This is a genomic window from Bacillus sp. EU63 (genome assembly GCF_038592915.1).
In the GTDB taxonomy this organism is placed as follows: domain Bacteria; phylum Bacillota; class Bacilli; order Bacillales; family Bacillaceae; genus Bacillus; species Bacillus velezensis.
The window spans coordinates 3,846,621-3,861,563 of sequence record NZ_CP151944.1 but is presented as its reverse complement, the minus strand read 5'-3'; the positions used below and the strand labels follow the sequence as shown (position 1 = coordinate 3,861,563).

The following is a 14,943-nucleotide window of genomic DNA, read 5'->3' as shown; positions in this document are numbered from 1 at the left end:
CACGCGTGCCGGATTTGACTTTAACGTGACAATTTAAATCCCTTTAATGCATGTAAAATGACATGTGCGGCTGCCCGGCTTGTCATATCGCGAAAATCAAGTGTCGGATCAACCTCAACGATCTCAATACCCGAGATGTCAGCCTCTTGGGCTAAAAACCTGACCGCCTGAAGCAGTTCTTCGGTATACAGACCTCCGGGGCCGATCGCAGGACAGCCGGGCGCATGAGCTTGATCCAGCACATCCATATCAACCGAAATAAAAATGGCGTCAGCTCTTTTTTGAACGGCCGGCAAGACCTCTTGTATCGTTCGGAGGAGCCCTTTCTCACGGATCATCTCCATTGTATGCACGTCTGCCTGACGTTCTTTTACATATTGTTCATATGCCAAGCTGTTGCTGAACTCCCTGATTCCAAGCTGAATCAGATTTTGTCCGCTTATGATATTTTCATCTAACAGCCGGCGGAATGGCGTGCCGTTTGTCGGTCCTCCGTCTTCTGTGTTGCGGACGTCGTGGTGGGCGTCGAATTGAAAGACGGCCGTTGTTCCTTTCGTTTCCGCAATGGCTTTAATGGTGGAATAACTGATGGAGTTGTCGCCGCCGAGAATGACGGGCACCCAGTCAGGCTGGTCCGTCAGAATGTCATGAATGGTCCGATAAATGTGTTCGTGAGATGTGACGACATCCGTGACGTGAATCTGAATATCGCCGATATCGTACAGATGGTCAATGACATGCTCCCGCAGCTCTGCGGAATATGCGGAAATGCCGCCGAGCGCCCGGCGGATCGCACCGGGTGCAAAGCAGGCGCCGGAATGGCTGATTGACGACTTAGAAAGCGGAACGCCGATCAAAGCCGGCCCTTTGATCGTTTGTCCCGCCCACGCTTCCGTCACATCGCCGATCCTTGTCACATGGCGGTCGTTGAAGAGAGAGCCGGCTTTTTGCAGAAACGGATACTTATCCAAGAGCGGCTCCCTCCCTTGAAACGACCGTCTTTCCGTTCTTGATGACACGGCGGACATGATTGACGCCGTAATGATACGGGATATACATGTAATTCGGCGCTTCCCAAATGACAATGTCAGCCGCCCGTCCGGCTTTAATTTGTCCGGCCTCTTCGCCTTTTCCGATCGCATACGCGGCATTAACGGTGACAGCATGCCAGATTTCTTCCGCGGTCATTTTTAAATGAAGCGCGGCAATCGACATGATGAGCTGGAGATTTTCCGTCGGTGAGCTGCCCGGGTTGAAGTCAGTCGCCAAACTGACCCGTACGCCCGCATCAATCATCTTCCGGGCTCTCGCATAAGTGTGTTTGCCGAGATAGAAAGTCGTGCCCGGCAGCAGGACGGCGATCGTTCCGGACTCCGCTAGCTTTTCGATGCCTTCGTCAGACGCCCCCACCAAATGATCGGCAGAAACAGCATGCAGTTCTGCCGCCAATTCCGCGCCGCCGAGCGGGTCAATCTCATCAGCATGGATTTTCAGGCCGAAACCAGCTTCAGACGCCTTTTTCAGGTAGTCCCTCGACTGGCTGACGGTAAAGACGCCTGTTTCTGTGAAAATATCGGCAAATTGCGCAAGGCCTTTTTCTTTTATGTCAGGCAAAAGCCGCAGCATGCGATTCAGAAATTCGTCAGGGCTGTTCCGGTACTCAGGCGGAATGGCGTGTGCTCCCATAAAGGTCGTGACGAGGTCGACCGGCTGGCGCCCGCCCAGTTTTTTCGCCGCGGTCAGCTGTTTCAGCTCCGTGTCTTTGTCGAGTCCGTACCCGCTTTTTACTTCCGCGGTCGTGATGCCGTATGACAGCATGCGTCCGAGGTGAAAAAGCCCTTTTTCAATCAGTTCTTCTTCGGAGGCGGCTTTCGTGTCTTTGACCGTTGACAAAATACCGCCGCCTTGCGCCAGAATATCCAAATAAGACATACCCTGAATTTTTAAATTCAGTTCTTTTTCGCGGGACCCTCCGAATACAAGATGGGTATGGGGATCGACGAGGCCGGGGGTGACGAGCCGTCCCCCGCAGTCGATGATGTCTCGTGCCTCGTATCCTTCCTCCGCTCCTTGATGTCCGGCAAAAACAATGCGCCCGTCGTGAATGCCGATGACGGCATCTTCCGTGACATGAAGATCCTGCATGCTTCCGCCTGATCGGGGGCCGCCGGATTCCATCGTCAGCAGCTGGCCGATGTTGGTGAGTATGGTATCTATTTGTTTCGGCATGTTACCGCTCCTTTTTCATCGGTATCATAATGTCTTGTTCCTCGGCGACTTGAGCCGCTTTTTCATAACCTGCGTCCGCATGGCGGATGATGCCCATTCCCGGATCGCTTGTCAGAACGCGGCAAAGCCGCTGTTCCGCAAGGATGCTGCCGTCGGCGACCGCGACCATTCCCGCGTGAAGGGAATACCCCATGCCGACGCCCCCGCCGTGGTGAAAAGAAACCCAGCTTGCGCCTGAGGCCGTGTTGATCAGCGCGTTCAGCACCGCCCAATCGCCGACCGCGTCGCTTCCGTCTTTCATCGCTTCTGTTTCCCGATTCGGAGAGGCGACAGATCCGCAGTCTAAATGGTCTCTTCCGATGACGATCGGGGCTTTCAGCTCGCCGTTTCTGACCAATTCATTGATGGCGAGCCCCATCTTTTCCCGTTCACCGTAGCCGAGCCAGCAAATACGGGACGGCAGGCCTTGGAATGTGACTTTTTTCTGTGCCATGTCAATCCAGCGGTGAAGGGCTTGATTTTCTGGAAACAGCTCTTTTAATAAAGCGTCCGTGCGGTATATATCTTCAGGGTCTCCCGACAGCGCAGCCCAGCGGAACGGCCCTTTTCCTTCACAAAATAAAGGCCGGATGTAGGCGGGAACGAATCCCGGAAAATCAAAAGCATCGGCGAGACCCTCATCTTTGGCAACTTGACGGATATTGTTGCCGTAATCGAAGACGATAGCCCCTTTTTTCTTGAAGGCAAGCATGGCTTCCACGTGCTTTTTCATACTTTGCTTGGATAGCCTTACGTATAAATCGGGCTGATCCCGGCGCAGACGCCCGGCCTCTTCAAGTGAGTATCCTGCCGGAATATAGCCGATCAGCGGGTCGTGAGCGGAAGTCTGATCGGTCACGATGTCAATATGGACGCCGCGGTTCAAAAGCTCATGATGCACCTCAGCCGCATTGCCGAGAAGGCCGATCGATAAAGGTTCTCCGGCTTGTCTGGCTGCTTCGGCCCAGCGCAGCGCTTCGTCAATTGATGCGGTTTTACGGTCGCAATAGTTTGTTTCCATCCGTTTATCAATCCGTGTTTCATCCGCTTCAACGGCGATGACCACGCCATCATTCATCGTGACGGACAGCGGCTGGGCGCCTCCCATTCCGCCAAGACCGGCCGTCAGCGTAAGGGTTCCTTTCAGACTGCCGCCGAAATGCTGTCTCGCAAGCTCCGCAAAGGTTTCATAGGTGCCTTGCAAAATACCTTGTGAGCCGATATAAATCCAGCTGCCGGCCGTCATCTGCCCGTACATCATCAGCCCTTTTTTCTCAAGGTCATGGAAATGCCCCCAATCCGCCCATTTCGGCACGAGAACCGAATTAGCCAGCAGGACGCGGGGCGCGCGGCTGTGCGTGCGGAACAGTCCGACCGGTTTTCCGGATTGGATCAGCAGTGTTTCATCATCTTTTAACGTTTTGAGGGAGCGCTCAATCGCGTGAAAAGCATCCCAGTTTCGCGCGGCCTTGCCTATGCCGCCGTATACGATCAAATCCTCCGGCTTTTCGGCAACCTCCGGGTCAAGGTTGTTTCGGAGCATGCGGAGCACGGCTTCCTGCTCCCATCCTAAGCATTCAAGTTCGGTGCCGCGGCCGGCGCGGATTGATTTCTTTACATCAGTCATCTTGTCAGTCCCCCTTCATTGGTCATCAGTTTTTGGTGATGCTCATTCGGCAGAAAAGACTCCTTCTTCAGCCAGTCACTCAGATGCTCGATGTCATAAGAAAACACGCGGTCTTCTTGTATGGACGGCACGATGTTTCTCATTTCAAGATAGAGCTGTTTTGTGTACGAAGCGCAATGTTCCGCACCCCGGTATTCCACGGCCTGCAGCGCGCAAATGGCTTCAACGGCAAGCACCCGCCTCGTATTCGCAATGATCTGGTAGGCGTGCCTTGAGGCGATGGTTCCCATGCTGACGTGATCCTCCTGGTTTGCCGATGAAGGAATGGAATCGACACTGGCGGGATGGGCCAGGGTTTTATTTTCTGACACGAGGGAGGCCGCCGCATATTGCATGATCATCGCTCCGGATTGTAAGCCGGGCTGAGGGCTCAGAAAGGGCGGCAGGTCATTCAGCTGCGGATTCACAAGCCGTTCGATACGGCGTTCAGAAATATTCGCAAGTTCGGCCGCCGCCACTTTGAGAAAATCCATGGCAAAGGCGATCGGCTGTCCGTGAAAGTTTCCGCCTGAGATGATTTTGGCGCCGTCTTCGAAAATGAGCGGGTTATCTGTCGCGGCATTCATCTCAATTTCTAATTTTTCTTTTACATACGCTAATGTCTGCCATGATGCGCCGTGGACCTGAGGGATACAGCGGATCGAATAGGCGTCCTGGACACGCAGCTCCCCTTGGACGGTCGTCAGCTTGCTGTCTGACAAGTAATAGCGGATTCGCTCTGCGACATCCATCTGTTCCTGATATCCGCGGGCGGCATGAATGTCCTCGTCAAACGCATCGATAATGCCCTGAAGGCCTTCGATCGTTAAGCTCGCGATCCGTTCCGACTGATAGGCCAGCTTTTCGGCCTCGAGATAAGCGATCAGCCCCATCGCGGTCATGGCCTGCGTTCCGTTGATCAGCGCGAGCCCTTCTTTAGAGGTCAGGACGGCCGGCTGAAGGTTTGTCTTTTCTAAAGCATGAGCTGTCGGCATCCGGGCCCCTTCGTAAAAGACTTCGCCTTGCCCGATAAGCGCCAGTGCGAGATGAGAAAGCGGCGCCAAATCTCCGCTCGCCCCCAGTGACCCTTGCTGCGGGATGACCGGGTGAATGCGATGATTGAGGTACGCGAGCAGTTGATCAATCAGCTCAGTCCGCACGCCGGAAAAGCCTTTCAGCAGGGCATTGGCGCGCAAAAGCAGCATGGCCCGCGATACAGATTCCGGAAACGGATCACCGACGCCGCACGCGTGAGAAAGAATCAGATTCAGCTGGAGATCCGCGGCGTCTTCTTTTTGAATCAGCACATCGCTGAACTTGCCGAACCCCGTCGTAATCCCGTAAATGGTCTTCTCTTCTTGAACGATCCGTTCAACCGCCGCCCTGCTTTTTTTCACACGTTCCATGCTTTCGGCAGATGCCTGAACCTCTTCAAAATCAAACAGCACACGCTGGGCATCTGCGGTTGTCAGTGAGGAACCGTCTAACGTCTCCATCATTTCAACCCCTTTTCCTTTACTTTGGTAAAGCGCCCATACAAAAAGGAGCTATGCCATGAAAATGATATTTCACGCATAGCCCCCTATCATCTGAAATCTATGGGCTGATTCATATGTGATTAATTCCGACCCCGAATGTTTCGTGCTCAAGCCCCTTAATCGGAGCCCCGATCGTGCCGTAAAGTGAAACGGCGATCCAATCGCCTTCCGCCTCGCTTTCATACGGATTTCCCCGCAAGACGGCAAACTTCAGGCCCACGGTACGAAGCAGCGAGCCAAGCAGCATTTCGCCCCGCGTCACTCCGTGCAAAGCTTCCATTGTGGCATGATACAGCGCATGTGATTCGCGATAACCCTCAGATTGAATGACGCCGCTCTTTTTGGAAGCGGTTTCAATTGCAGCTACCACCTTATGCGCATCCATTGAACCCACCCTGCCGAGACAGACTTTCCAGCCGTCCCGTTCCAGCCGGCTGATCTGCTGGTTTTCTTCAGTCTCATGAAGCAGAAGAAGGACGGACAGTCGCCCGATGCGGCGGTCTTTGTGTAAGGTCATATATGCTTCACTCAATTCTTAAATATTCTGATAACTAGTAACTGTTTTTTATATTAAGTGTTTGCGAATCAGAAGTCAAAACTTTTTTTCCAGTCTTTCACAAATCAGATTGCTATCGAAGTAAAGCGGTACATCGTGAAGCCGGCGCTGTTGATCACATATTTCCGCCATCCGCATCATAAAATGGAGCGTTGTCTTGAAAGCGTTTTAAGAAAAGAAGAGAGCGAGGAGATTTCAGAAAATGAAAACCAGTTTCTTTCGTGTGTGCCTGGTCTCAGCAACGGTCATCGGGTTCACTCTGCCGCAGGCAAAAGCCCAGCATCCGGTTTTTTCAGAGGTCAGCGTGCATGATCCGTCCGTCATTAAAACAGGAGATACATATTATGTATTCGGCTCGCATTTGGCTTCCGCCAAGTCGAAAAACCTGATGCAGTGGCAGCAGATATCTTCAAGCGTCAATCCCAATAATCCCCTGATCCCGAACGTCTACACCGAATTAAAAGAGACATTCGACTGGGCCCAGTCTGATACGCTGTGGGCGCCGGACGTCGCCCAGCTGTCTGACGGGAAATATTACATGTACTATAACGCCTGTAAAGGAGACTCGCCGCGATCCGCTCTCGGTGTGGCCGTGAGTGACAACATCGAAGGGCCCTACAAAAACAAAGGCATCTTTTTGAAATCGGGCATGGAAGGAAAAAGCGAAGACGGCACGACGTATCATGCAAACGTTCACCCTAACGTCGTAGATCCACAAACGTTTTTTGACCATAAAGGCAAGCTCTGGATGGTGTACGGCTCTTACTCCGGCGGAATTTTCATACTGGAAATGAATCCGAAAACCGGTTTCCCGCTCCCGAACCAAGGATACGGAAAAAAACTGCTCGGCGGAAATCACAGCAGAATCGAAGGCCCGTACATCAGCTACAATCCGGAAACGAAATATTACTATCTGTATCTGTCATTCGGCGGACTTGACACAGCCGGCGGTTATCATATGCGTGTGGCGCGCTCTAAAAACCCGGACGGTCCGTACTATGACGCCGCAGGCCATAACATGCTTGATGCCAAAGGAAAAGACGGCAGCTTCTTCGACGACAAAGCAATTGAACCGTACGGGGTCAAACTCATGGGCGGCTACAGCTTCGCCTCACAATCTGAAAAAGGCACAGGCTACATATCACCGGGACACAACTCCGTGTTTTACGACGGGAAAACGAAACGATCATACCTCATTTTCCACACCCGTTTCCCGAACAGAGGCGAAGAGCACGAAGTCAGAGTGCATCGGCTGTACATGAACAAAGACGGATGGCCCGTTGCAGCGCCATACCGCTATGCGGGAGAACCGGATACACACATATCGGCGGCCGCTGCATCCGGAACCTACAAACTCATCCAGCACGGAAAAGACATCACGGCTACGATCAAAACCCCAAAAAACATCCGGCTTAACAACGACGGCACCATTTCCGGGGAAATGACCGGAACCTGGACAATAACGGACAGCAGCAAAGCCCGAATCAACCTGAACGGCACAAATTATGACGGCGTCTTCCTGAAAGAATGGGACTCAGCGAGAGAGAAAGAAGTTGTGACGTTTAGTGTGCTGAGCGGTGATGGGGAGGCTGTTTGGGGAGTGAAGTGAAACATTTTTAGAACCCTCCTGCTTCTAGAGGGTTCTATTTTTGCACTATTTTGTAAATAGTTCGTTAATTTTGTATACTATAACATAAATTAACACACATTTTTGGGACACGGGGGTACTCAATTGGTACGTACAATCATTCAGATAGAAGACGCAATATACTCTGAACAAATTAAAACATGGAAATTGAACAGTCAAAATGGCGACCTCACTATACATATGGTGTTAAATGATAAAACGAAAATAGTCAAAAAGCTAGATTATTGCAAAGTATATCCATTTGAACAACTTACGTTAAGTGAAGATGAAGTTTTTGAATTAAATGGTGAGATTAGTAAGAATATTGAGTCTTCTGTTATTTATGGAAATAAATATGCAGTTGTTTCTTTCAGGGGTGGTAAGCACAGATATATTTATAAAAAAGATGCGGTTAAGAAAGTAAGGCTGGAGAATACTAAATTCAAAAACCTGTTAAATTATTTTTCTTTCATAGCTGGGATAAAGGATAGAACAGTTAATGGTATACCTGCTATTTTAGAAGGGCAAATTCATAACCTTCCTCTAAGAACAGAAAGTGCTCTTCATGCTTATTTTACAAAAACTAGTCAATCCTTCAATAAGGAAAAAAAGCTTATATATCCGTTTGGTTTGAATCTTAGTCAAATTCAAGCGGTTGAATCTGCTTTTTCTTCTCAGGTTAGCGTAATTGAAGGACCGCCAGGAACCGGTAAGACACAAACTATCCTAAATATTATTTCTAACATTGTGATGCAAGGAAAAAATGCTGCTATTGTATCGAGTAATAATTCTGCCGTCGCAAATGTCAGTGAGAAATTAATGAAGTCAGATCTAGGTTTTTTTCTTGCATCATTAGGGAGTCAGGTGAATCAGAAGAAATTTTTTGAGAATCCTCCAAAGCTTCCCCAAGACTTCAATAGCTGGGAAATTAATATGGATGTTGAAGTAGAAATGGAACAAATTTTGTGGAACAATATTAGATCAATGAAAGAGTTACTTGAATTACAAAACAAACAAGCAGTCATAAAGCAGCAAATAAAAGATCTTGAAATGGAACAGAAATATTATACAAAACATTTTGAATCACTAGAAGCTGTTCAACCAAAACTTCTACCATTTTACAAATTCACGAAAAGTAAGATCATCGACTTTTTGGTTGATGAGGCATTAAATCATAAGAATAGAATGACATTGTTTAAACAAACAAAATATCTTTTTTATTATGGCTTATACAGCCCGAAACAAATAAAAGATCAATCTCACAAAGAAAAAATCATTACACAGCTTCAATATCATTTTTATCGACTGAAGCTTGAGGAATTAAAAAGTGAATTAAAAAGAATCGAAGACATTCTGGAAATGAAAAACTTCAATGATTTAATGGAAAGAATTCAATTAACCTCAAAACAACTTTTTAAGAGTTATTTGAATAAAAAGGGGAATTTCGACAGAAAAACGCATTATACTCAGGAGAATTTCAAAAAGTCTAAATATTTTTCATCGTTTATAGATCAATTTCCCATTATATTGAGTACTGCTTTTTCTTTGCAAAAGTCTATACCTGCGGGTTTTTTGTTTGATTACTTAATTATAGATGAAGCCTCGCAATTAGAATTAATGCCAGGGATACTTGCTCTTGGGTGTGCTAAGAATGTGGTGATAGTAGGAGATAGGAATCAGCTCCCCCACATTCCCGATACATCAGCCGAGCTTTCCCAGTTTGAAATAGAATCATGCTTTAATTATGTTAAAAATAGTATGCTTGATTCGATTATAAAAGTATATAAGAATCGAATACCGATTACTCTTCTAAAAGAACATTATCGATGTGAGCCAATGATAATTAAATTTTGTAATGAACAATATTATGATGGGAAGCTTATTCCTTTGACAAAACAAAAAAGTGATAATGAACCTTCCATCGTACTCATTAAGACTGTTAAAGGTAATCATATGCGGTTTCAGGGTGGGAAACATAATATTCGTGAATTAGATTCTCTTGATGAGGATTCGATTAAAAATCTTGTGTTTCCTGAATCTTATGAAACAGGCTTTATTGCTCCTTATAGAGAACAGATTAATCATGCCGAACAGCGTTTACCTGAGGAGATTTTGAAAGATACAGTTCATAAATTCCAGGGAAGAGAATGCGATGGTATTATTTTTTCTACTGTGCTTGATAAAAAAGGAAGTAAGAATGATGTTCAATTCGTTGATAGCGCAAATTTAATAAATGTTGCTATATCACGAGCTAAAAAGCGTTTTGTTTTAGTATCAGATGTTGAAGTATTTAAAAAAAGCAACAAAGAAATTTCCGAACTTATTAGGTATATGGAATACTATACTGAATCGAGTTTATACCATGAAAGCAAAGTAATTTCAGTGTTTGACTTACTTTATAAAGAATTCTCTGAAGTACTTATTGAAAGAGAAAATAAACTTCGGAAAAGTGATTCAAAATACAAGACAGAAAGAATTATAGCCAGCGTACTTAGGGATATTCTTTCAGAAGAAAAATTTAAAAAAATCAACTTTAAAAGAGAGTATCGTTTGAAAGATCTGGTGAATGATACAAGTCACCTACATGAAGACGAAAAACAATTTATTAAAACAGCGGCAAGAGTTGATTTTCTTCTTCACTATAAGATGGGTAATGAACCTCTTGGAGTAATTGAGGTAGATGGTGTTGCATACCATCACTCAAAAGATCAAAAGAGACGAGATAGAATTAAAAACACAATTTTAGATAAAGCAGGAATACCTATCCTCAGATTGAGAACTAACGAAAGTAGAGAGCCTGAGCGTATAAAACAGTTTTTAAATAAGCATTTATAAGAAAACAACCTTGACAAATGAGGATAATCACATTTTCAACCTCCTTATAAAAAGTGCTATTTTTTATATAATAAAAGTGAACTAACAAGATATTTAAGATGTGAGAATTTTGTTAACTAACTGAACTATTTCAGAAAATAGAAAAAAGCTTTCCTAACATGAATTATAATTAAATAGTAATTTAACTGATCTACCGACTAAGAAAAAACGAAAGGAAGTTTAATTTTGAAAAAAACAATAAAAGTAGCCGCCGCAGTCATACAAAATGAAAACAATGAAATTCTATGTGCTCTACGTTCTCCAACTATGTCTCTTCCTAATCTGTGGGAGTTTCCTGGTGGGAAACTTGAAGAAGGGGAGAATGCACGAGAAGCACTTGTAAGAGAAATTGAAGAGGAACTTGACTGTAAAATTGTTGCGGGCGATGTGATAGCCGATATTCATCATGAATATGAGAAGGTCATCGTAAATTTAATTTCAATAAAATCGAAGATTGTATCAGGAGAGCCGGTAGCGAAAGAGCATGCGGAATTCAGATGGGTGCCTATTCGTGAGCTAGAATCACTAGAGTGGGCACCCGCTGATCTTCCGACCGTATCTGCTTTAATTCGTTAAATCCACATACAAGTTTTCTGGGACAGGCTGATGGAGCTTCCATTTGACATTCATTGGCTTGTCTCCGTGGCTTGACACATAGTCTACCTCTCCTAAATAAGTAAATGGCAAGGTGATTTTATGCATTTTCTTGCATTTCCTTACAAACAAATGATAACAATAATCTTTTTGTTTATGATGAGTTATACTTTGACCACCCTTAGTTTCATGAGAGGTATGGTTAGGACTTTGCCAATGAAAGTGACTAGGATCAATAAAATAATCCTTGTAAAGTAGATGGTCTTCAACATCCTCTGATTTATTAAGAGTGACAAAAATTAAATACTGATTTTTGACTCTTTTTAAGCCCTCTCGCCAAGTCCCTTCCTGATCAGTTGACTGAAAAAGATAAATAAGCTCATTTCTTGTGTAGGTTTGATACATTGTAAGCTTAATCTCTCTTGAAGCAAGGGCTTCTATATTGTTCATACGTCTAAATTCAATCAGTCCATAGTGGACGCGCTCCTTAATATACGGTCCGAATAATGGATCGTTTAATATCTCGCTCACTTCTGTATCTAAATTGAATGTATCACCTTGTAATGTACCAAAGCGCCAATTCTGTTTTTGATCTGATTTCGTTAAACGCTCCATTGCTCGCTGAATGAGGTCATCATGTGTATCTGTTGTGATTTGAATATGAAACTGTTTTTCTAACGATTCTTTTACATCTTCTATTGTGATGATATTTTTGTGAAAACCACTCTGTAAAATTAACCATTCATAAGGCCATTTAATAGGTAATTGCTGTTCTAATCTTGCTACTATCCCTACAACCAAGGGGTTATTGAGAATTCCTTCATCTGTAACATTCAAATCGTCCATTTTCTTTTTGGTCTGTACCCACGATTTGTATTTCTTTATAAAAAAGGTAAGCCCAGGTGCCTGTTCAGAGTATAGAAAATCAATTAATTCTGGAGAGCGTCCTAGCTCTTGTTTAAATTGCTTGTATAACGTTTTCAGCATGGCATCTGAATTTAGTTTAATATGATCGATCTTATTTAAAATTTCTTTCTTCGTTACGGCTGAAAGGTCAACATAAGATCCTCCAGGTAAATCTGAAAACTCATGCGTCACAGCCACTCGGAGGGAATCTTTATCAAACGATTTTTGACTTGTTTGTCCAGATAGTGCGAGTGGAATAACGAATGACTTTTGATAGTTTCCGATAAAATCCAGTATCGTTACAAACTCTTTGTCGTCAGTTTTTCTAAGTCCCCGTCCTAATTGCTGAATGAAAATCGTTGGCGATTCTGTTGGTCTAAGGAACAATAGTAGATTGAGCTTTGGAATATCTATTCCTTCGTTGAAAATATCTACTGTAAATATAAGTTCTAAACTGTGGTGCGGATCCTCCAATTGACGAATGACCTCTTGTCTTTTTGCAGGAGAATCATTTCCTGTTAAGTAAGTTGTATAAAAGCCCAATTTATTAAATTCATCACTCATGTATATTGCGTGTTCGACGTTTGTACAGAAACCTAAGCCAACCATTTTCTCGCCGTGGAATCCATACATGTTGATCATCTTGATGATATATTCTACTCGTTTATGCGTTTTTAAATGATCGACTAGCGATTTCTCTTCGTACAGTCCATTTTTCACTTTTACTTTTTCGTAATCTACAGTATGATCTGAAATTCCAAAATAGTGAAAGGGCGCAAGTAGCTCTGCCTTTAGGGCATCGCGGAGTCTAATTTCGTAAACAACATTATGATCACAAATCTGAAGCACATCTTTACCGTCAAGACGCTCTGGTGTTGCGGTTAACCCTAATAAAAACTTTGGTGTAAAGTAGTTTAATACAGCTTGATAGGTAGATGCTTCTGCATGATGGAATTCATCAATCACAATGTAGTCAAACTCATCTGTTGAAAAAGATTCCAAAGTATCTTTTTTATGTAACGTTTGTACAGTGCTAAATAAAAAACGCTTATCTCTTTCTTTTTTCGTGCCAGTCAATAAGCCAAAATCTTCATGATTATTTGTGACTTTCTTGAATGTTTCGATTGCTTTTGAAAGTAACTCTTCCCGGTGGGCAAGAAAAAGATATTTATTTGGTTTAAATTGCTCAAAATCAAATGCTGCTAAAAATGTTTTTCCGGTTCCAGTGGCGGCGATGATGACTGCTTTTGTCTCCCCTTCGTTTCTTGTTTTTTTAAGGTTTCGTAATGCTTCCTTTTGCATGGAATTCGGGGACATTTTCGTTTTGTAAAGAGAGTTTTGAGCAGCAAAGGAAGCACTTACCTTTTGGCTTCCAGCTTGGAATTCCTCATAGGCTTGTAAAAATTGTTCGTCAACAGGCTGTGTCTTTTCATTCCAAACAGTGTCAAACAAATCTTTTGTTTGTTGATAAACGGGGAGATATCTGGTTTCAGGTAGTCTCACATTTAACTCATACCCAGTCGTAAGGGCAGCTTGTGATAGATTTGAAGATCCTACAATGACACTATGCTGTCCAGAACAGCGTTCAAATAAGTATGCTTTCGTATGGAAAGATTTTTTATATTCATTTACAATTCTCAACTCAACATTTTCAAATTGAAGAAGATGTCTTAACGCCTTCGGTTCTGTAATACCCATATAGGTAGATGTAATGATGCGTACAGGGACATGTCTTTTAGCAAGCTCCTGAAGCGGAGGGATCAAAAGCTGAACACCAGACCACCTTGTAAAACTAACCATAAAGTCTACCCGATCCGCCGTTAACATTTCGTGTTTTAATGCTTTGAAAAAGTTATCATGAGTTTGATGATTTCCTAGCAGTTTCAGACGATGTAGAGAAAATTCCTCTGAAATAGGAAGTTCCATTTCATTTAAACTAAAAAGCACTGTGGAAAGTGGTAATGAAAAATTCGTATGTTGTCCAAGCTGAGAGGCAACCTTCTCGCTCAGCTGAATCGCTTGTTCATATTGATCTTGATCCACAAGTGTTTGAAATGTCTCGCTCAGTTGTTTTGCCGTATGTAAAGTCAAAACCTCTGCATATTCTTTTGGGCTGACCGGTTGAATGCGATGTGATGTTGGATAAAGTTTTTGTTGTTGCTGAATTTCCTCATGGAAGCCTCTATGATTTCTCATCATAATCTCCTTTTTTATATCAATAATTCCATTTTATCACTACTTTTACCAATAGGTAATACTGAAAAAGAAGAGAATAAAGTCCTATTTATTAAGCGCTTAAAAAATAACGCTGAGGTAGTTTGGTTTGGTATAAAGACGTCATCGCCACAAACGGAGAAAGTCTGTAAGCGCAATGTTCCGGAGAAAGCCGGCAAAATTGACATTCAGCAAAGAGAGGAGGACAATAAAAGCAGAAAGGCGGGATTCATATGTTTAAAAAAATTCTTGCAGCAGTAGACGGTTCAGACATGAGCAGCAAAGCTTTGGACGCAGCGATCCATCTGGCGAAAGAACAGCAGGCTGAACTCACCATTCTCTATGCGGGACGTGAAGCCGTTGTCTCCACATCAGCCTTAACAGGGATTGTCTATGTTCCGGAAAACTTCATTGAAGACATTAAACATGAAGTCGAGCAAAAAGGAGCGGCCATTCTGGAAGATGCCAAGCAGAAAGCGGCTGAAAGCGGGGTAAATGCGGAAAGCCTATACGTCCAAGGCGAACCTGCGCATCAAATTTTAAACATAGCGAAAGAACAGCATTTCAATCTGATTGTCGTCGGAAGCCGCGGAATCAGCGGATTTAAAGAAATGATGCTCGGAAGCGTGAGCCATAAGGTCTCACAATTGTCTCCTTGTCCTGTACTGATCGTTCATTAAACAGAAGACCCTGCTGATGC

General features: G+C 44.3%; 10 protein-coding genes. 4 read left to right on the top strand and 6 right to left on the bottom strand.

Going from position 1 to position 14,943, the window contains the following annotated elements; translation table 11 throughout:
* Window positions 1-20: 20 nt before the first annotated feature.
* The 5 genes from hutG to hutP all read right to left on the bottom strand — a co-directional run bounded on the left by hutG (window position 21) and on the right by hutP (window position 5,989).
* On the bottom strand, window positions 21-971 hold the full coding sequence (hutG, locus tag NYE38_RS19360; protein ID WP_017418560.1) for a formimidoylglutamase: 951 nt from the start codon (window positions 969-971) through the stop codon (window positions 21-23).
* The gene (gene hutI, locus NYE38_RS19355; protein ID WP_017418561.1) at window positions 964-2,229 is read right to left on the bottom strand and encodes an imidazolonepropionase; all 1,266 of its coding nucleotides are present in this window, start codon (window positions 2,227-2,229) and stop codon (window positions 964-966) included. The genes hutG and hutI overlap by 8 nt, the downstream gene beginning before the upstream one ends.
* A gap of 1 nt (window position 2,230) precedes the next feature.
* Window positions 2,231-3,895 (bottom strand): urocanate hydratase, encoded by a 1,665-nt coding sequence (gene hutU / locus NYE38_RS19350; protein WP_340801657.1) that lies wholly within the window; start codon window positions 3,893-3,895, stop codon window positions 2,231-2,233.
* Complete coding sequence (gene hutH, locus NYE38_RS19345) at window positions 3,892-5,430, bottom strand: histidine ammonia-lyase (RefSeq protein ID WP_340803133.1); 1,539 nt, start codon at window positions 5,428-5,430, stop codon at window positions 3,892-3,894. The genes hutU and hutH overlap by 4 nt, the downstream gene beginning before the upstream one ends.
* A gap of 112 nt (window positions 5,431-5,542) precedes the next feature.
* Entirely contained in the window at window positions 5,543-5,989 is a 447-nt protein-coding gene (gene hutP / locus NYE38_RS19340) for a hut operon transcriptional regulator HutP (RefSeq protein ID WP_004393292.1), read from the bottom strand.
* Between the two features lie 241 nt (window positions 5,990-6,230).
* Here hutP and NYE38_RS19335 point away from each other — a divergent pair, with 241 nt between their 5' ends.
* The 3 genes from NYE38_RS19335 to NYE38_RS19325 all read left to right on the top strand — a co-directional run bounded on the left by NYE38_RS19335 (window position 6,231) and on the right by NYE38_RS19325 (window position 11,105).
* Entirely contained in the window at window positions 6,231-7,637 is a 1,407-nt protein-coding gene (locus tag NYE38_RS19335; protein ID WP_340801659.1) for a glycoside hydrolase family 43 protein, read from the top strand.
* Window positions 7,638-7,760: 123 nt separating this feature from the next.
* A complete protein-coding gene (locus NYE38_RS19330; protein ID WP_017418565.1) occupies window positions 7,761-10,490 on the top strand; it encodes an AAA domain-containing protein in 2,730 nt (909 codons plus the stop codon).
* 225 nt (window positions 10,491-10,715) lie between these two features.
* Complete coding sequence (locus tag NYE38_RS19325) at window positions 10,716-11,105, top strand: (deoxy)nucleoside triphosphate pyrophosphohydrolase (protein ID WP_017418566.1); 390 nt, start codon at window positions 10,716-10,718, stop codon at window positions 11,103-11,105.
* Here NYE38_RS19325 and NYE38_RS19320 read toward each other — a convergent pair.
* Complete coding sequence (locus tag NYE38_RS19320; protein ID WP_017418567.1) at window positions 11,094-14,225, bottom strand: DUF3427 domain-containing protein; 3,132 nt, start codon at window positions 14,223-14,225, stop codon at window positions 11,094-11,096. The genes NYE38_RS19325 and NYE38_RS19320 overlap by 12 nt on opposite strands.
* Before the next feature lie 251 nt (window positions 14,226-14,476).
* Here NYE38_RS19320 and NYE38_RS19315 point away from each other — a divergent pair, with 251 nt between their 5' ends.
* Complete coding sequence (locus tag NYE38_RS19315; protein ID WP_017418568.1) at window positions 14,477-14,923, top strand: universal stress protein; 447 nt, start codon at window positions 14,477-14,479, stop codon at window positions 14,921-14,923.
* Window positions 14,924-14,943 lie beyond the last annotated feature (20 nt).